Origin of the sequence: Aquabacterium sp. A3 (assembly GCF_038069945.1) — a bacterium.
Lineage (GTDB): Bacteria > Pseudomonadota > Gammaproteobacteria > Burkholderiales > Burkholderiaceae_C > Aquabacterium.
In genome coordinates, this window is the sequence record NZ_JBBPEV010000002.1 from 237,788 (window position 1) to 255,890 (window position 18,103).

Below are 18,103 nucleotides of genomic sequence, written 5' to 3' on the forward strand. Positions count from 1 at the left end.
AGGTGCTGTTAGTCTTGGGGCTGACAGCTGCCATCACTTCATTCGGTCATGCTTCCCGCCAAGAAATCGACGTCTCCGAGCGCTCCCAAAATTCCCGTCAAGCGGACGAAGAAGGCTTCTGAATCTGGACAGGCGAAGCAGACTGGCGGCGTTGGTCGTGGCTCGGCTGGTGCGGCCACAACGCGACAGGACAAGAGGCGCCAGGAAACTCGACTCAAGCTCATGCGTGCCGCTTTGCGCCTGATGTCGGCAAAGGGCGTCGATGGGGTGGCCATTCAAGACATCACCAATGCAGCGGATGTCGGTTTTGGCTCGTTTTACAACCACTTCCCATCCAAAGAGGCGATCTTCCTGGCCTTGAAGGATGAGTTGATCGAGCACTACGCTGCGGCGCTCGACAAACTGGGCGAACAGGTCGCGGACCCTGCTGAGAAGATCGCCGCATCGGCGCGCTACACCATTCGGTACGGACGAGCCGATCCGGTGTGGGGCCACTTTGTGCTGGCCACCCACTTCAACCGCGACAGCTTGCATGCCGGTCTGGGACGCTATCTGCTCAGGGACGTGATGAGCGGCATCGAGGGCAAGCGCTTTGTCTGCCATGACCTGCCCAGCTTGGTCGTGGCTGTGGGAAGCACCATTCTGGGTGGCCTCATGGCAGAGGTCACCGTCTCCAATCATGCCGATGACCCTTTTGGCTCGCCGCCAGATCTGCCAGAAAAGGTTTCTGCCACCGTGCTGGTGACGCTGGGGCTGCCTTGGGCAGAGGCTTGGGCGATAGCGAGTCGCCCGCTTCCTTCGGTCGACTTGCCCATCAGTCCCCTTGGTCAGGATGTGACCTGATACGCCATTTTTGAGCGGTGCAGGCCATGAAGCAAAAAGCCCCGGGCACTTGCGCCCAGGGCTTTCGGATGAAGGCAGGCCAGTGTCAGCCGTGCTCAGAACGGGATGTCGTCATCCATGTCGTCAAAGCCGGTGGACGACTTCGGCGCAGGCGCCGGAGCGGGTCGCGGCGCTGGGGCCGGGCGGGGCGCGGCTGCGCGCGGCGCGGCGGCTGGCGCGTCACCAAAATCGTCCCCTGCGGGGGCGCCACCGCCGTACCCGCCGCCACCACCACCGCCATCACGGCCACCCAGCAGTTGCATTTGCTCGGCCACGATCTCGGTGGTGTAGTTGTCCTTGCCGTCCTTGTCTTGCCACTTGCGGGTCTTCAGTCGGCCTTCCACGTACACCGGGCGGCCCTTGCGCAGGTATTCGCCGGCGATCTCGGCCAGGCGGTCGTAAAACACCACGCGGTGCCATTCGGTTTCCTCAACCTTGTCGCCGCTGGCCTTGTCCTTCCAGTTGCGGGTGGTGGCCACCGAGACGTTGCAGACCGCCGCGCCGCTGGGCGTGTAGCGAACTTCGGGGTCGCGGCCCAGGTTGCCGATGAGGATGACTTTGTTGATGGAGGCCATGGCCTGATTCCTAGAGAGGTTGGTTGAACGAACGGATCGTTGGTTAAGGCGCTCATTATGGCGTGAGCGGTGGCCAAAACACTCCCCCTGGCAGGTGCGTTCTTTGGGGGGAACTCGCTTCCCCTAAGATGCGGGTTTCAGGAGCATTTTTCATGTGTCAGCTGCTGGGCATGAGTGGCCACACACCCACCGACATCGTGTTCAGCTTCTCGGGCTTTGCCACCCGCGCGCACGAGCACGCCGATGGTTTCGGCATCGCCTTTTTTGAAGGCCCCGGCGTGCGCCTGTTCGTCGACCACCTGCCGGCCAGCGCCTCGCCCGTGGCCGAGCTGGTCAAGCGCTATCCCATCAAAAGCCGGCACGTGATCGCCCACATCCGCAAGGCCACGCAGGGCGCCATCGCCTTGCAGAACTGCCACCCCTTTGTGCGCGAACTGTGGGGCCGCTACTGGGTGTTTGCCCACAACGGCAACCTGGTGGATTACGCGCCCCGCCTGCACGCCAGCTTCAGGCCCGTGGGCGACACCGACAGCGAGCGCGCCTTTTGCTGGCTGATGCAGGAGCTGGCCAAATCACACGCCAGCATGCCGGCGCTGGACGAGCTCACGTTGACCCTGCAAGAGCTGGTGCCCCGGGTGGCGGCGCATGGCACCTTCAACTTCATGCTCAGCCAGGGCGATGCCCTGTGGGCGCATTGCAGCACCCACCTGCACTACCTGGTGCGCCAGCACCCCTTTGGCGAGGCCCGCCTGCAAGACCAGGACCTGTCGGTGAATTTTGCCGAGCTCACCCAGCCCGATGACTGCGTGGCCGTGATCGCCACCCAGCCGTTGACGGTCAACGAGCCCTGGGTGGCCATGCAGCCCGGTCAGTTGCTGACCTTCGTCTCGGGGCGGCCGGCATCGCCCAGGCCGGAGGCCTCCAGCACCGCGCGCACCAGCCCATCGGGCTGAGCGCCAAACAGCCCCAGTTGCCCCTCCAGCAGCAGGTGGCTCAGGCCGTGCACCAGGCTCCAGCGGGCCAGGGCGCGCAGCAGCGTGGCTTCGTCGGGCGGGCCGGGCGGGGCCCCGGGCGGGCGGCTTTGCTCCAGCAATTGCATGAAGGCCGCCATGGCGGCGCCTTGCAGCTCCGCATCCTGGCTGGCCAGCAAAAACCGGCCGAACATCAGCCTGAACAAGCCCGGGTGCCGCTGCGCAAACTGCACGTAGCGCAGGCCGGATGACAAGGCCTCGTCCTGCGGTCCGCCCTTCAGGCCGGCCTGGTCTGGCCCGGGCCCCGTGGTGCAGCGGCTGTCGGCCTGCTCGGCGGCAAAGCGCCTGAAGCCTTCGGCCGCCAGGGCGCTCAGCAAGGCATCCTTGTCGGCAAAGTGACGGTAGGCCGCGTTGGCCGACACCCCCAGCTCGCGCGCCAGGGCCCGCAGGCTGAGCTCGGCGGCGTCCTGGGTGGCCAGGGCGTTCATCCCGGCGTCGATCAGGGCATTGCGCAGGTCGCCGTGGTGGTAGGTGCGTTCACTCTTGAGGTTTTCCATGATGTTGACATTGTCCACATTTCATGGTGTCATGCGCATGTTCACGGTGTACACATGTCGCCGTGATGGCCAATCCACCCACCCCTCACAGGAGCCCGCCATGTCATTGACCCTGCCTTGGGCCGCCGCCCGCAAGACGCCTGCCGCCCAGCCGGCCATGCCCAGCTTTCTGGACGACGTGTTTGCCCCCGTGTCGGGGGAAGCCGAAACCACCGCGCTGCGGGTGGAGGGGCAACTGCCCGAGGCCTTGAACGGGCTGTATGCCCGCATCGGGCCCAATCCCCTCAAGCCCAACCCCCAGCGCTACCACTGGTTCATCGGCGATGGCATGGTGCATGGCGTGCGCCTGCAAGGCGGCCAGGCGGCCTGGTACCGCAGCCGCTACGTGGGCAGCAACTCGGCCCACAAGGCTTTGGGGCGGCCCATCTTGCCGGGGCCCCGTCATGGGCCCGGGGATGTGGTCAACACCAATGTGTATGGCCACGCGGGGCGGCTGTGGGCCTCGGTGGAGGCCGGCATGCTGCCGGTGCAGCTCGATGACCGGCTCGACAGCGTGCGCCACGGCACCTTCAACAGCCCGCGCAAGCAGCCCTTCAGCGCCCACCCGCACCGCGATCCGCACACCGGCGACTTGCACGCCATCTGCTACGACGCCTTCGTGCGCCACAAGGTGCAGTACGTGCGGGTGTCGCCCCAGGGCGATGTGAGCCGCGTGGTGGACATCCCGGTGCAGCACGGGCCCATGATCCACGACTGCGCCATCACGCGCCGTTTTGTGGTGGTGCTGGACCTGCCGGTCACCTTTTCATTCAAGCGCCTGTTGACGCGATCGGCGTTCCCGTACGCCTGGAACGACAAGCACCGCGCGCGTGTGGGCCTCTTGCCCAAGGACGGGCAGGCCGCCGACATGCGCTGGTTCGACGTCGACCCTTGTTATGTCTTTCACCCGTGCAACGCCTTCGAGCTGCCCGATGGCAGCGTGGTGATGGACGTGGTGGCGCACCGCCGCATGTTCGACCGCTCGCGCAGCGGGCCCGAGCTGGACTCAGGCGCGCGCTTTGAGCGCTGGACCTTGCCCGCCGATGGACAGCGCGTGGTGCGCGAGGTGCTGCACGACGTGGCTCAGGAGTTTCCGCGCCTGGACGAGCGCCTGACGGGCGAGCCCTACCGCTACGCCTACGCCGTGGGGTTTCAGCCCGATCAGCCGGGCGGCCAGCCGCTGTTTCGCCATGACCTGAACACGCGCCAGACCACGCGGCACGACTTCGGGCCGCACGCGGTGCCTGGCGAATTTGTGTTCGTGCCGCGCCGTGCGCAGGGGCCCGAGGACGACGGCTGGTTGATGGGCCTGGTGCACAACCGCCAAAGCGGCTGTGCCGAGCTCCATGTGCTCAATGCCGATGATTTCGGCGGGGCGCCCCAGGCCGTGGTGCACATCCCCGCGCGCATCCCGGCGGGGTTCCACGGCAACTGGGTGCCTGATGCGGGGCTGACCGCCGCTCAGTGAGCCGCCTGGTAGAGGGCGTCGCCGGCTTCCATGGGGTTGCCGGTGCGCTCGTAGGTGCTCACCCACGCGTCGTAGTTGTGGATGGCCTCTTGCTGCCAGGGGTGGAAGCCGGGCTTGAAGTAGGCGAACAAGGTACCCAGGTGGCTGGACAGCACGCCCTTGTAGCCGAACAGCCACCAACGTGACTTGGCCATCATCCACATGCGCTGACCGAAGGAAAAGCCATCGTTCTTGAGGAAGCGGTTGGTGTAGCGCATGGTCAGCACGCTCAGGAAGATGATCACGTGGACCATCGCCGCGCACCGCATGAAGTAGCCCACCTTGGCCACTTGCTGCATCACGTCATAGGCCACGGCCTTGTGCTCCATCTCTTCCACCGCGTGCCAGGCCATCATGGCGCGCAGCTTGGGGTCGGCATTGGCCATGGTCTCTTTCTTGACGAAAAAGATCTCGGCCAGCATGGCGGTGAAGTGCTCGAAGGCGGCGGTCAGCGCCAGGTTGTATTCCTTCGAGAAGTGCTTGGTGTGGAGGGCGTTGTTGCGGTTGATGAAATCAACGATGGCGTCCACGTCCATGCCTTGCTCGCGCAGGCGCTGGTTGTACTTGGAGTGCACGATCCCGTGCTGGCCTTCCTGGCGGATGAAGGTCTTGATCTCGGCCAGCAGCTTGGGGTCGGTGGTTTGCTCGCGGAAGGCGCGCACGCACGAAATGAAGTAGCGCTCGCCATCCGGAAAGGCGGCTTGCAGCGCATCGATCAGCCGCGACTTGTGCGGGCTGTTGTCGTACCACCAGCGGGGCAGTTCACCGTCCAGGCCGAAGTCCAGCTTTTCCCGGGCGACCAGGGCCTTGGCGTTGTGCAGTGCTTGTTGACTCATGTGCATCTCCTTCTCGTGGTGCGCTTGCCGATGTTGGTCAGCAAGCCGCTTTTGTCTTGATCTGAATCAGATGTTACGACGCGGAGGGAGTGCAGCAGGGCTGCCTGAACGACACCAGGGCAGCACCTGCGTCATGAAGTGGCATTGAACAGCTCTCGACCGATCAACATGCGTCGGATTTCGCTCGTGCCCGCGCCAATCTCGTACAACTTGGCGTCACGCCAGAGTCGTCCCAGGGGGTAATCGTTGATGTAGCCGTTGCCGCCGAAGATCTGGATGCCTTCACCGGCCATCCAGGTCGCTTTTTCGGCCGTCCACAAGATCAGGGCGGCGCAGTCCTTGCGCACGTGGCGGGCGTGCTGGCTGCCCAGCGCATCCAGATTTTTGGCCACGGTGTAGGCCAGCGAGCGCGCCGCCTGCTGCACCGTGTACATGTCGGCGATCTTGCCCTGCAGCAGCTGGAACTCGCCGATGGCCTGGCCGAATTGCTTGCGCTCGTGGATGTAGGGGATCACGTTGTCCATGACGGATTGCATGATGCCCAGTGGGCCGCCCGAGAGCACGGCGCGCTCGTAGTCGAGCCCGCTCATGAGCACCTTGGCGCCGTTGCCCTCGCCGCCCAGCACGTTGTCAAACGGCACCTCGCAGTCTTCAAAAAACAGCGGGTAGGTGTTGGAGCCGCGCATGCCCAGCTTGTCGAGGTGCTGGCCCCGGCTGAAGCCCTTCATCCCTTTTTCGATGAGGAAGGCCGTCATGCCCTTGGCGCCCGCGTCTGGGTCCGTTTTGGCGTAGACCACGAGCACGTCGGCGTCACCACCGTTGGTGATCCACATCTTGCTGCCGTTGAGGATGTAGCGGTCACCCTTCTTGTCGGCGCGCAGCTTCATGCTGACCACGTCCGATCCTGCGTTGGGCTCGCTCATGGCCAGCGCACCGACGAAGTCGCCGCTGATGAGCTTGGGCAGGTACTTGCGCTTTTGCGCCTCGCTGCCGTTGCGGTGAATCTGGTTGACGCACAGGTTGGAGTGCGCGCCGTAGCTCAGCCCCACCGAGGCGCTGCCGCGGCTGACCTCTTCCATGGCCACCATGTGGGCCAGGTAGCCCAGGTTGGTGCCGCCGTACTCTTCTGACACCGTCAGGCCGTGCAGGCCCAGGTCGCCCAGCTTCTTCCACATGTCGGCCGGGAAGAGGTTGTCGCGGTCGATGTCGGCGGCGCGGGGCGCGAGCTCCTTGTCCACGAAGGTGCGCACGGCGTCGCGCAGGGCGTCGATGTCGTCGCCGAGCTGGTGGTTCAGGCCAGGCAGGGTCATGGTGTGTCTCCTCGGTTTCTGCGAACGGTGATCGGATCGGTGTGCGGCTCAGGCAGCGCGGGCGCGTTTGGCCAGCGTGGCGCGCGCCACGCGCGAGGCCGTGGGCCGTCCCAGCGCGCCAGAGATGAAGGCACCGGCGTCCACCAGCGCGTCCAGATCGATGCCGGTGTGAATGCCCATCCCGTGCAGCAGATAGACCACGTCTTCGGTGGCCACGTTGCCGGTGGCGCCCTTGGCGTAGGGGCAGCCGCCCAGGCCGGCCACGCTGGCATCGAACGTGTGCACGCCCAGTTGCAGGCAAGCGTAGATGTTGGCCAGCGCCTGGCCGTAGGTGTCGTGAAAGTGGCCACTGAGTTCGGCCAGGGGCACGCGTTTCATGGTGACTTCCATCACGCGCTGCACCTGGCCTGCGGTGCCCACGCCGATGGTGTCGGCGATGCCGATGTGGTGGCTGCCGATGTCCAGCAGGCGTTGCACCACCTCGTCCACGGCCTGGATGCTCACCTCACCCTGGTAGGGGCAACCCAGCGCGCACGACACGGCGGCGCGCACCTTCATGCCATGCGCATGTGCGGCCTCGGCCACCGGGCGGAAGCGCTCGATGGATTCGGCGATCGAGCAGTTGAGGTTGCGCTGGCTGAAGGCCTCGCTGGCGGCCGCGAAGATGACGACTTCATCGGCCTTGGCGGCCAGCGCGCCCTCAAAGCCCTTCATGTTGGGCGTGAGCACGCTGTAGCGCACGCCGCCCTGGCGCGTGATGCCGGCCATGACCTCGGCGTTGTCGCCCATCTGCGGCACCCACTTGGGGCTGACAAAACTGGTGACTTCGATCTCGCGCAGGCCAGCGGCTTGCAGGCGGTGCACGAGCTCGATCTTGGTGGCCGCAGGCACGGGCTGGGCCTCGTTTTGCAGGCCATCGCGGGGGCCGACATCGACCAGGGTGACGTGGGTGGGGAGTTGACTCATGGGCGGGCCTTCAATCGGATTCGATGCGCAGCAATTCGGCGCCTTCCGGCACCTGATCGCCTGCGCGACACAACAGTTCCGTGACACGACCGTCTCGTGGCGCGCACAAGGTGTGCTCCATCTTCATCGCTTCAGTGACGACGACGGCTTGTCCGGCGCGCACCACGTCACCCACGGCCACCAGCAGGGCCGCCACCTTGCCAGGCATGGGCGCGGTGAGTTGGCCGGTGGGGGCTGAGGCCGCGTCCGCCACGTTCAGCGGGTTCAGCCAGCGCAGGCTGAGGTGACCCAGGCGGGTGAAGGCGTCGAAGGTGTCGCCATCGCGGTCCACCTGACCCAGCCCGGTGGTGAGTGGCACCACGGCGTCGCCCATGTGCATGGCCAGCCGGCCGTCGCGGGCCTGAACCAGCGTGACGGTGATTGGTGGCGCGTGCGGGGTGGCGCTCGGCTGCCATCGCAGCACACGGCGTTGTTCGCCATGCAGCGCCCAGCCATCGCCCTGGGCCCAGGGGCCCGAGGGGGCAGGGTGCTGCTGGTCATGCCACCAGCGCTGGCAGGCCGCCGCCAGTGCCAACCTGGTCAGCGCCGTCTCGTCACGCACACCGAACAAGGCCTCATGCTCACGCTCGATCAAGGCCGTGTCGAGCTGTGCCGTTTGAAATGACCGCGTGCCCACCAGGCGCTGCAGAAAATCCACGTTGTGGTGCAGGCCGGTGATCTGCAAATCCAGCAGCGCCGTGGCCAGACGCTCCAGCGCCTGCTGGCGGTCCGCCCCATGCACGATGAGCTTGGCGATCATCGAGTCATAGTGCGGCGAGATGGCGTCGCCGGCCGCCACGCCGCTGTCGATGCGCACGGGTGCCATGCGGAAGGCGCTGGCCTCGGGCGTGCGCATCGTGCGCAGCGCGCCGATGGCGGGCAGGAAGCCGGCCTCGGGCTGCTCGGCACAGATGCGCGCCTCGATGGCGTGGCCCTGCAGGCACACCTGCGCTTGTGTGAGCGGCAGTGGCTCGCCCGAGGCCACGCGCAGTTGCCACTCCACCAGGTCGAGCCCGGTGATGGCCTCCGTGACCGGGTGCTCCACCTGCAGGCGCGTGTTCATCTCCATGAAGTAGAAGCGACCATCCTGTTCGCAGATGAACTCCACCGTGCCCGCGCCCACGTAGCCCACACTCTGGGCGGCGGCCACGGCGGCGGCACCCATCTGCGCGCGCAGCTCGGGCGTCATGCCGGGGGCCGGGGCTTCTTCCAGCACCTTCTGGTGGCGGCGTTGCACCGAGCAGTCGCGCTCGCCCAGGTGGATCACCTGGCCGTGCGCATCGGCGAACACCTGGATTTCGATGTGCCTGGGCTGCGTGACGTAACGCTCGACCAGCACGTGCTGGTCGCCGAAGCTGGCCTGCGCCTCGCGCTGACAAGACGCCAGCGCGGCTGTGAATTCGTCGGCCTGGCGCACGATGCGCATGCCCTTGCCGCCGCCGCCCGCGCTGGCCTTGATCAACACCGGAAAGCCGATGGCCTCGGCTTGCGCCAACAGGAAGTCAGGCTCCTGGCGGTCACCGTGGTAGCCCGGCACTAAGGGCACACCAGCCCGCGCCATCAAGGCCTTGGCGGCCGATTTGCTGCCCATGGCCGCGATGGCCGACGGCGGTGGGCCGATGAAGGCGATGCCCGCGTCCAGGCAGGCCTGGGCGAAGCCTTCGTTTTCAGACAGGAAGCCGTAGCCGGGGTGAACGGCCTGGGCGCCGGCGGCCTTCGCCACCTCCAGGATGCGGTCGGCGCGCAGGTAGCTGTCGCGCGGGCTGGCCGGCCCGATGCAGACGGCCTCGTCGCAGGCCTGCACATGGCGCGCCTGGGCATCGGCCTCGGAATAGACGGCCACGGTGCGGACGCCCATGCGCCTGGCCGTGGCCGCCACCCGGCAAGCGATCTCACCCCGGTTGGCGATCAGGATCTTGGTGAACATGCGGCGCCTCAGTGTCCGGCCACCCACGGCGGCGTGCTGCGTGTGAGGAATGCGTTCAAGCCCGCCTTGCCCTCGTCGCTGGCGCGCACGTCGGCGATGCGGCGGGCGGTGATGTCGCGCAGTTCGTGTGTGATCGGGCGGCTGCCGATCTCGCGCACCAAGGTCTTGCATTCGCGCACCGCATGGGGCCCGTTGTGCAAGATGGACTCGACGATGCCCTGCGTGGTCGCCGCCAGCTGGTCAGAGGCCACCACCTCGTGCACCAGGCCCATGGCTTGCGCACGCGCGGCCGAAAAACGCTCGGAGGTGACAAAGTACCGTCGCGCCGCCCGCTCGCCGATGGCGTGGATCACATAGGGGCTGATGGTGGCGGGGATCAGGCCCAGCCGCGCTTCGGACAGGCAGAACTGGGCCGCCTCGGCCGCCACCACCACGTCGCAGCACGACACCAGGCCCACGCCGCCGCCGTAGCAATCGCCCTGCACCTCGGCGATCACGGGCACCGGGCAGCAGGTCAGCGTCCACAGCATGTTGGCCAGCCGCGAGGCATCGCGGTGGTTGTCCACCCAGCTGTAGTCGGCGGTCTGGCGCATCCAGTTCAGATCGGCCCCTGAGCAAAACGCGGTGCCGGTGGAGCCCAGCACCACGGCGCGCAAGCCGGCGTCGTCCTGAAACGAGGCAAAGACCCGCGTGAGCTCGGCCACGGTGTCGGCGTGAAAGGCGTTGCGCACATCGGGGCGGTTGAGCCGCACGGTGGCCACGGCCCCTTGCCGTTGAACATCCAGGTGTTGAAGTGGGGTGGTCATGCGCATCTCCTCACATGCGGAAGACGCCAAAGCGCGTCTCGGGGATGGGGGCGTTCAGGCTGGCGCTGAGCGCCAGGGCCAGCACGCGGCGGGTGTCGGTGGGGCGGATCAGGCCATCGTCCCAGAGGCGAGCGGTGGCGTAGTAGGGGTGGCCTTGCGCCTCGTACTGATCGCGGATGGGGGCCTTGAACGCGGCTTCGTCGTCGGCGCTCCACTGGCCGCCCTTGGCTTCGATGCCATCGCGCTTGACCGTGGCCAGCACCGACGCCGCCTGCTCGCCGCCCATCACGCTGATGCGCGCGTTCGGCCACATCCACACGAAGCGCGGGTTGAAGGCGCGACCGCACATGCCGTAGTTGCCGGCGCCGAAGCTGCCGCCGATGATGACGGTGAATTTGGGCACCTGCGCGCACGACACCGCCGTCACCATCTTGGCGCCGGCCCGCGCGATGCCTTCGTTCTCGACCTTGCGGCCCACCATGAAGCCGGTGATGTTTTGCAGGAAGACCAGGGGCACCTTGCGCTGGCAGCACAGCTCGATGAAGTGCGCGCCCTTGTTGGCCGACTCTGAAAACAAAATGCCGTTGTTGGCCACGATGCCCACGGGCATGCCTTCGATGTGCGCGAAGCCGCACACCAGCGTGGCGCCATAGCGGGCCTTGAACTCGTCGAACTCCGATCCGTCGACCAGGCGGGCGATGACCTCGCGCACGTCAAAGGGCTTTCGGGTGTCGGCCGGGATCACGCCCATCAGCTCGGCTTCATCCAGCAGCGGAGGGCGGGGTGTGACCAGCGACAGCGCTGGTGACTTGCGCCAGTTCAGCCGCGCCACACACTGCCGCGCGATCGCCAGCGCGTGCTCGTCGTCGCGCGCCAGGTGGTCGGCCACACCCGACAGGCGCGTGTGCACGTCGCCGCCGCCCAGGTCCTCGGCCGTGACCTCTTCGCCCGTGGCGGCTTTGACCAGGGGTGGGCCGCCCAGGAAGATGGTGCCCTGCTGGGCCACGATGATGGTCTCGTCGCTCATGGCCGGGACATAGGCACCACCCGCGGTGCACGAGCCCATCACCACCGCGATCTGCGGGATGCCGGCCGCGCTCATGTGGGCCTGGTTGTAGAAGATGCGACCGAAGTGGTCGCGGTCAGGAAACACTTCGTCTTGATTGGGCAGGTTGGCGCCGCCCGAGTCGACCAGGTAGATGCAGGGCAGGCGGTTTTGCTGCGCGATCTCTTGCGCGCGCAGGTGCTTCTTGACGGTCAGCGGGTAGTAGGTGCCGCCCTTCACCGTGGCGTCGTTGCACACCACCATGCATTCCACGCCCGCCACGCGCCCGATGCCGGCGATCACGCCCGCGCAGGGGGCGGCGTTGTCGTACACGTTCAAGGCGGCCAGCGGCGCCACTTCCAGAAAAGGCGAGCCAGCGTCGAGCAGTTGGGTCACGCGGTCGCGTGGCAGCAGCTTGCCTCGCGCCAGGTGTTTGGTGCGGGCGGCGTCACCGCCGCCCAGGGCCACGGTGGCCAGCTGGTGGTCCATGTCGTCGACCAGGGCCTGCATGGCCAGGGCACTGGCCTGGTAGGCCTGGCTGCGCGGGTTGAGCTGGGTGGTCAGCACGGGCATGGCTCGAAGGCTCCTGCAAGGGTGGGGCGGTACCGGGGTCAGCGCGGGGTCTGCACGTGCTTCAGGGCGGCGATGACCTCGTCCCTGAAGCGCTGCAGTTGGGCCGCGTTCGATTCGGGCGGCATCAGTGCGGCCCAGATCAGCGTCGTGAGTTGTTCGGCCGTGGCGTCAATGGGGGGGCGGCGGGCCTTGCCGATGGCGTCCCACAGCACGTGCTCCATGGCGCCGTAGATCAAATCGCGCAGCAGGCCCAGCGGCATGTCCTGCCGGATGTCGCCTGCGGCCTGCGCATCGGCCAGGCAGCGCATCAGCGGCGCGGTGTAGCGCCGCTTGCAATCGGTCAGCACCTTGGCCAGTTCGGGTTCGCTCAAGGCCGCCGAGCGGCCTTCGCTGAGCACCAGTGCACACATGCCTGAGCCGTCGGCCAGCAGCGTGACCAGGTGAGATCGAATCACGTGTGCCAGCCGAGCGTGGGTGCCATGCAGCCGGGGCACGGTGTCCTCCAGGTCTCGGGTGATTTCGTCATACCAGTCCTTGATCACCTGGATGCACAACTCGCGCTTGCCCGCAAAGTAGGTGAACACGGTGGCCTCCGAGACGCCGGTTTCCTGCGCAATCATGGCCATGGTGGCGCGCTGGTAGCCCTGCTCGGAGAAGACGCGCCGGGCCGCAGCCAGCAGGTCCTGAAGACGCAGCTGGGACTTGGTGCGGCGGGGCGTGGTGCGTGTCAGAACAGATGACATTTTGAGCCTGACTCAATATCAGGCTTCATGATGCCATCGCTGCCACGCGGCCGGGGATGATGATGCCGGGTGAAAACCCTTGGTTTGCCGGATGGGCAGCCTCTGTTCAGCGAGGCGCCATGCGCAAGGCCCCATCCAGCCTGATGACTTCGCCATTGAGGTAATCGTTGTCGACGATGTGGCGAACCAGGGCGGCGTACTCTGCAGGTGCGCCCAGCCGGGCTGGGTGGGGCACACCCTGACCCAGCGATTGTTGTACTTCTTGAGGCAGACTCGCCATCATCGGCGTGGCAAAGATGCCGGGTGCGATCGTGACCACGCGGATGCGGTCTCTGGCCAGATCGCGTGCGGCCGGCAGCGTCATGGACACCACCCCGCCTTTGGAGGCGGCGTAGGCCACCTGGCCCATCTGCCCGTCGAAGGCCGCGATGGACGCGGTGTTGACGATCACCCCACGCGACCCTGCGCCATCGTCACCCGTTCGAGCCGGCGAGGCCAGCATCGCGGCCACCGCCAGGCGCATCATGTTGAAGGTGCCCACCAGGTTCACCTGGATGACCTTCTGAAAGGTGTCCAGCCCGTGCGAGCCAGATCGACCGTGCAGTTTTTCAGCAGCGCCAATGCCGGCTGCGTTGAGCAGCACATCCAGACGGCCAAAGCGGTCCATGGCCGCTTGCACCGAGGCCTGAGCCTGCGCCGTGTCCGTCACGTCGGTGGGCACCCAGCACCAGCGCGCTTGCGAGGGGTCGGACTGCATCAGCCCATGGGTGTCGGTTGGCGGCTGTCGGTCTGCCAGCACCACGCGCCCGCCAGCCTGCCAGGCTGCGAGGGCGGCGGCGGCGCCCAGGCCAGAGCTGCCCCCGGTCACGATCATCACGGCGTCGGTCCATTGCATGGTGTCTCCTCGGCTGGTGGACATGGCATCATCGTCCATCATGCCCACCGACCGTCATCCCTTCACCTGGGACCTGCCCCATCCGCACATCCTGCAAGTGCGCGTTGGGCCTCAACACATCGATGTGATGAGGCACACCAACAACGTGGTTTACCTTCAATGGCTGGAGGACGTGGCCTGGTCGCACTCGATGCACCTGGGTCTGGGGCCCGCCGAATACGAGGCGCTGGGCCACGGCATGGTGGTGCGCCAGCACGAGCTGAACTACCTGCAGGCCACTCGCCTGGATGAAGACCTCAGTCTGGCCACCTGGATCACCCAGATTGATCGCATCAACCTGCATCGCCGCTACCAGTTTGTCCGGCCATCCGATGGGCAGACGGTGTTTCGAGCCGCGTCTCATTTTGTGTGTGTGGACATCGCGCAGGGACGCTTGAAGCGCATGCCCGAGCCGTTTCAGCGCATCTATGGCGCTGCGGTGGTGTCGTCGGCGCCCATGGGCTCAAGTATGGGTGCCGACGGCCGATAACCCTCGCATCCCCTACGCCGGGATGGCATGGTGAGCCGATTCAGACGCCTTGCCCGGGGCCGGCCACGTCCACTTGTCGGACCTTTTCCGGAGCCCTGCATGTTGCTCAATCGCTTTTCGATCGCCGTTCGCCTGGTGGTGTTGTCGACCGTGCTGCTGCTGGCCACGGTGTTGGTGGGCGCCTTGGGATGGTGGGGCATGCGTGCAGCAGGACAAGAGTTGACCCAGGCACATCGCATGGCCCACGACCATGAAAAAGCAATCGACCTGGCACGCAGCGCCCAGGTCAGCTTCAAGATTCAGGTTCAAGAATGGAAGAACCTGTTGCTCAGAGGGCATCAGCCTGAGCCGTTTCAAAAATACCGGCAAGCCTTCATCAAGGAAGGCGCCGAGGTGCAGCGCCATCTGGCAGCGCTCTCCCAACTTTACGAGCGCATCGGCTTGCCCACCGCCGATGTGGTCAAGAGCCGTCAGTCGCTGGCCGGCTTGCAGCAAGAGTACCTCCAGGCCCTGCAAGCCTTCAACCCGGATCAGCCGGAGGCCTCTGCGCGTGAGGTGGATGGTGCCGTCCGTGGCAAAGACCGCGAGCCCACAAAGCATCTGGACACCCTGGTTGATGTCGTGCTGGCCTTGAGCGTGGAGCGCCAGCAGGCCGCGCAAGCCGAGGCGGAGGCGCAGGCCCGTCAGGTGATGATGAGCATGTTGGCGTTGCTGGTCGCGGCCGTGCTGACAGGGGCGCTGGCCAGCTGGATGATTGTGAGCAGCATCACGCGACCCTTGCGCGCGGTGGTGGCGGCCGCCCATGGCGTGGCCCAAGGGCAGTTGCAGCACCGCCTGAGCCCGTCAGGGCGTGACGAAATTGCCCAGCTGGTTCATGCCGTGGTGCACATGAACGACAGCCTCAGGGGGGTGGTGGGGCAGGTGCGCAGCGCAGCCGAGCAGGTGGCTCACGCCTCTGGCGAGATCGCCACGGGCAACCAGGACCTGTCGTCCCGCACGGAAACCCAGGCGTCTGCGTTGCAACAAACGGCCGCCACCATCGAACAGCTCACGGCGGGTGTGCAGCAAGCCGCCGGCCATGCCGCCCAGGCGCGTGATCTGGCCGATCAGGCCAGTGGCGTGGCCTCTCGCGGGGGCGAGGTGGTGGGGCAGGTGGTGCAGACCATGGGTGAGATCCATGCCAGCTCCGGCAAGATGGCTGACATCATTGCCGTGATTGACGGCATCGCCTTTCAGACCAACATCCTGGCGCTGAATGCGGCGGTAGAGGCCGCGCGTGCTGGTGAGCAGGGCCGTGGCTTTGCCGTCGTGGCGTCCGAGGTGCGCGCCCTGGCGCAACGCAGCGCCACCGCGGCCCGCGAGATCAAGGCCCTCATCCAGACGAGCGTGGATTGCGTGGAGAAAGGCAGTGGCCTGGTGGGCGAGGCCGGCCAGACCATACGAGACACCATGGAGGCCGTGCAGCGGGTTCAGTCCGTGGTCGATCAGATCGCCGCGGCGGCGCAAGAGCAGGCGCAGGGCATCGGCCAGATCAGCGAGGCGGTCTCCAGCATCGACAACACCATGCAGCAGAACGCCGCTTTGGTGGAAGAAGCCGCTGCAGCGGCGTCGTCGCTGCGTCACCAGTCAGAGAGCTTGCGCTCGGCGGTGGCGTTTTTCCAGCTGGCGTGATCCCTCGGGCTCAATCCACCAGGGCGTGTCCTTGATGACCCGGCGCCTGCATCGGCGCCTGCTTCACGGCTTGCAGCGACAATAGGCGATCTGTGCGCCCCACGTCCGTGGCGATGGCGCCTGCCTTTTGTCTCCGTCGATTTCGCCCGTGCTGCCCAGTCTTGACCCCCGCTCCGACACCGTAGACGCCCCTGAGGCCATCCTGCACGAGGTGTTTGGCTACCCTGCGTTTCGCGGGCAGCAGCAGGCCATCGTCGAGCAGGTGATTGGCGGGGGGGATGCCTTGGTGCTGATGCCCACGGGCGGCGGCAAGAGCTTGTGTTACCAGGTGCCGGCCATCGCGCGGCACCGCCAGGGGCGCGGGGTGACGATCGTGGTGTCGCCGCTGATCGCACTGATGCATGACCAGGTCGGGGCCCTCGAAGAAGCGGGGGTGCACGCCGCCTTCCTCAACAGCAGCCTCAGCAGTGACGACGCCCAGCGGGTCGAGCGCGAGATGATGTCGGGCCGCCTGGTGCTGCTGTATGCCGCGCCTGAGCGTGTCACCACCTTGCGCTTCCAGGCCCAGCTGGCCAGCCTGCATGAACGCGGCCTGCTCAGCCTGTTTGCCATTGACGAGGCCCACTGCGTCAGCCAGTGGGGCCACGATTTCCGCGAAGAGTACCTGCAGCTCAGCCTGCTGCACGAGCGCTTTGCGGATGTGCCCCGCATCGCCCTGACGGCCACCGCCGACGACCACACCCGGGCGGACATGATCGAGCGGCTGAGCCTGCACGACGCGCGCGTGTTCATCAGCAGCTTCGACCGGCCCAACATCCGCTACACCCTGGTCGAAAAAGACAACCCTCGCCAGCAACTGCTGCGCTTCATCCGCGACGAGCACCCGGGCGAGGCCGGCGTGGTGTATTGCCAGAGCCGCCGCAAGGTGGAAGAAACCGCCGAGTGGCTGGTCGGCCAGGGCGTGGCCGCCCTGCCATATCACGCTGGCCTTGAGGCCGGCATGCGCCAGCGCCACCAGGATCGATTTCTGCGCGAAGAAGGCCTGGTGATGGTGGCCACCATCGCCTTCGGCATGGGCATCGACAAGCCGGACGTGCGCTTTGTGGCCCACCTGGACCTGCCCAAGAACATCGAAGGCTACTACCAGGAAACGGGGCGGGCCGGTCGTGATGGGGCCCCGGCCGACGCCTGGCTGACCTATGGCCTGGCCGACGTGGTCAACCAGCGCCGCATGATCGACGAAAGTCCGGCTGCGGATGAGTTCAAGCGCGTGCAACGCGGCAAGCTGGACGCCCTGCTGGCCCTGGCCGAGGCCCATGACTGCCGTCGCGTGCGCTTGTTGGCGTACTTCGGAGAGGCCAGCGGTCCCTGCGGGAATTGCGACAATTGCCTGACCCCACCCCGCACCTGGGACGGCACGGAGGCGGCCCGCAAGCTGCTCAGCGGCATTTACCGCTTCTGGCAGCACGGCCAGCAGCGCTTTGGCGCGGGCCACCTGATCGATGTGCTGCGCGGGCGTCAGACCGACAAGGTGGCCCAGTATGGTCACCACAGCCTGAGCACCTTTGGTGTGGGGGCTGACCTCAGCGAAACGCAGTGGCGTGCCGTGCTGCGCCAGTTGATTGCCCTGGGCCATGTGGTGGCCGAGGGCGAGTACGGCACTTTGGGGCTGACGGAGTCGGCCCGTGCGGTATTGCGCGGCGAGGTGTCCATCGTGCTCAAGGAGGCCATCGAGCCCGCTGCGCGGCGCGGCGCCGCCGGCCGCACGGTGCGCGCGGCGCGGGCCTCGGCGCACGAGGCCGACATGGACACGGCCTGCCTGGGCAGGTTCCAGGCACTGAAGCGCTGGCGGGCCGATGTGGCCCGTGAGCACAACCTGCCCGCTTACGTGGTGTTTCACGACGCCACCCTGGCCGACATGGCCCGCGCGGCCCCCCGCAGCCTGGACGACCTGTCGGGCATCAGCGGGGTGGGTGCCAAAAAGCTGGATGCGTATGGGCAGGCGATCGTGGACTTGCTGGGCGCGCTTTGAGCGGACAGGCGCACCTCATCAGAGGGCAGTGAGGCGCCCAAGAGGTGCTCAGTGCACGACCATGGTGCATTCACATCGGTCTTTCTGCCGTTCAAGGGCTTGCCTCACCGACGGTGGGGGTGCCAGCCGCCTGCTGGCCGGCGCCCAGTGCTGATCCCGGCGCGCCGGGGCGCATCAACTGCTTTTGTTCATGCCAACTT

The 18,103-nt window shown here is 66.5% G+C and carries 16 protein-coding genes; 6 read left to right on the forward strand and 10 right to left on the reverse strand.

Going from position 1 to position 18,103, the window contains the following annotated elements; all coding sequences use genetic code 11:
* Window positions 1–48 precede the first annotated feature (48 nt).
* Window positions 49–843: a TetR/AcrR family transcriptional regulator gene (locus WNB94_RS10285; protein WP_341390288.1), complete on the forward strand. Its 795-nt coding sequence runs from the start codon at window positions 49–51 to the stop codon at window positions 841–843.
* Between the two features lie 95 nt (window positions 844–938).
* On the opposite strand, the gene ssb is transcribed toward WNB94_RS10285, so the two are convergent.
* Window positions 939–1,457: a single-stranded DNA-binding protein gene (gene ssb, locus WNB94_RS10290; RefSeq protein ID WP_341390289.1), complete on the reverse strand. Its 519-nt coding sequence runs from the start codon at window positions 1,455–1,457 to the stop codon at window positions 939–941.
* Window positions 1,458–1,609: 152 nt separating this feature from the next.
* Between ssb and WNB94_RS10295 the strand changes: the two genes are divergently transcribed.
* The gene (locus tag WNB94_RS10295) at window positions 1,610–2,410 is read left to right on the forward strand and encodes a class II glutamine amidotransferase (RefSeq protein ID WP_341390290.1); all 801 of its coding nucleotides are present in this window, start codon (window positions 1,610–1,612) and stop codon (window positions 2,408–2,410) included.
* Here WNB94_RS10295 and WNB94_RS10300 read toward each other — a convergent pair.
* On the reverse strand, window positions 2,326–2,985 hold the full coding sequence (locus WNB94_RS10300) for a TetR/AcrR family transcriptional regulator (protein WP_341390291.1): 660 nt from the start codon (window positions 2,983–2,985) through the stop codon (window positions 2,326–2,328). The genes WNB94_RS10295 and WNB94_RS10300 overlap by 85 nt on opposite strands.
* 100 nt (window positions 2,986–3,085) lie before the next feature.
* Here WNB94_RS10300 and WNB94_RS10305 point away from each other — a divergent pair, with 100 nt between their 5' ends.
* Entirely contained in the window at window positions 3,086–4,492 is a 1,407-nt protein-coding gene (locus WNB94_RS10305) for a carotenoid oxygenase family protein (RefSeq protein WP_341390292.1), read from the forward strand.
* Here WNB94_RS10305 and WNB94_RS10310 read toward each other — a convergent pair.
* From WNB94_RS10310 to WNB94_RS10345, 8 genes are all read right to left on the reverse strand, one after another.
* Entirely contained in the window at window positions 4,486–5,367 is an 882-nt protein-coding gene (locus tag WNB94_RS10310; protein ID WP_341390294.1) for a metal-dependent hydrolase, read from the reverse strand. The genes WNB94_RS10305 and WNB94_RS10310 overlap by 7 nt on opposite strands.
* A gap of 131 nt (window positions 5,368–5,498) precedes the next feature.
* Entirely contained in the window at window positions 5,499–6,677 is a 1,179-nt protein-coding gene (locus WNB94_RS10315) for an isovaleryl-CoA dehydrogenase (protein ID WP_341390296.1), read from the reverse strand.
* A gap of 48 nt (window positions 6,678–6,725) precedes the next feature.
* The gene (locus WNB94_RS10320) at window positions 6,726–7,643 is read right to left on the reverse strand and encodes a hydroxymethylglutaryl-CoA lyase (RefSeq protein ID WP_341390297.1); all 918 of its coding nucleotides are present in this window, start codon (window positions 7,641–7,643) and stop codon (window positions 6,726–6,728) included.
* A 10-nt stretch (window positions 7,644–7,653) separates the two neighbouring features.
* Window positions 7,654–9,609 (reverse strand): acetyl/propionyl/methylcrotonyl-CoA carboxylase subunit alpha, encoded by a 1,956-nt coding sequence (locus tag WNB94_RS10325; RefSeq protein ID WP_341390299.1) that lies wholly within the window; start codon window positions 9,607–9,609, stop codon window positions 7,654–7,656.
* Between the two features lie 8 nt (window positions 9,610–9,617).
* Window positions 9,618–10,415 (reverse strand): enoyl-CoA hydratase/isomerase family protein, encoded by a 798-nt coding sequence (locus WNB94_RS10330; RefSeq protein WP_341390301.1) that lies wholly within the window; start codon window positions 10,413–10,415, stop codon window positions 9,618–9,620.
* 10 nt (window positions 10,416–10,425) lie between these two features.
* Window positions 10,426–12,033 carry a carboxyl transferase domain-containing protein gene (locus WNB94_RS10335; RefSeq protein ID WP_341390303.1) on the reverse strand — a complete coding sequence of 536 codons (1,608 nt, stop codon included), beginning with the start codon at window positions 12,031–12,033 and terminating at the stop codon, window positions 10,426–10,428.
* Between the two features lie 38 nt (window positions 12,034–12,071).
* Window positions 12,072–12,776, reverse strand: a complete 705-nt coding sequence (locus WNB94_RS10340; protein WP_341390305.1) for a TetR/AcrR family transcriptional regulator — start codon at window positions 12,774–12,776, stop codon at window positions 12,072–12,074.
* 106 nt (window positions 12,777–12,882) lie between these two features.
* Window positions 12,883–13,671 carry an SDR family NAD(P)-dependent oxidoreductase gene (locus tag WNB94_RS10345; RefSeq protein ID WP_341390568.1) on the reverse strand — a complete coding sequence of 263 codons (789 nt, stop codon included), beginning with the start codon at window positions 13,669–13,671 and terminating at the stop codon, window positions 12,883–12,885.
* Window positions 13,672–13,693: 22 nt separating this feature from the next.
* Here WNB94_RS10345 and WNB94_RS10350 point away from each other — a divergent pair, with 22 nt between their 5' ends.
* The 3 genes from WNB94_RS10350 to recQ all read left to right on the forward strand — a co-directional run bounded on the left by WNB94_RS10350 (window position 13,694) and on the right by recQ (window position 17,903).
* Window positions 13,694–14,200, forward strand: coding sequence for an acyl-CoA thioesterase (locus tag WNB94_RS10350; RefSeq protein ID WP_341390307.1), 507 nt, complete (start codon window positions 13,694–13,696; stop codon window positions 14,198–14,200).
* Between the two features lie 99 nt (window positions 14,201–14,299).
* Window positions 14,300–15,871: a methyl-accepting chemotaxis protein gene (locus WNB94_RS10355; protein ID WP_341390308.1), complete on the forward strand. Its 1,572-nt coding sequence runs from the start codon at window positions 14,300–14,302 to the stop codon at window positions 15,869–15,871.
* 151 nt (window positions 15,872–16,022) lie between these two features.
* On the forward strand, window positions 16,023–17,903 hold the full coding sequence (gene recQ / locus WNB94_RS10360) for a DNA helicase RecQ (RefSeq protein WP_445819065.1): 1,881 nt from the start codon (window positions 16,023–16,025) through the stop codon (window positions 17,901–17,903).
* Window positions 17,904–18,103: the final 200 nt, after the last annotated feature.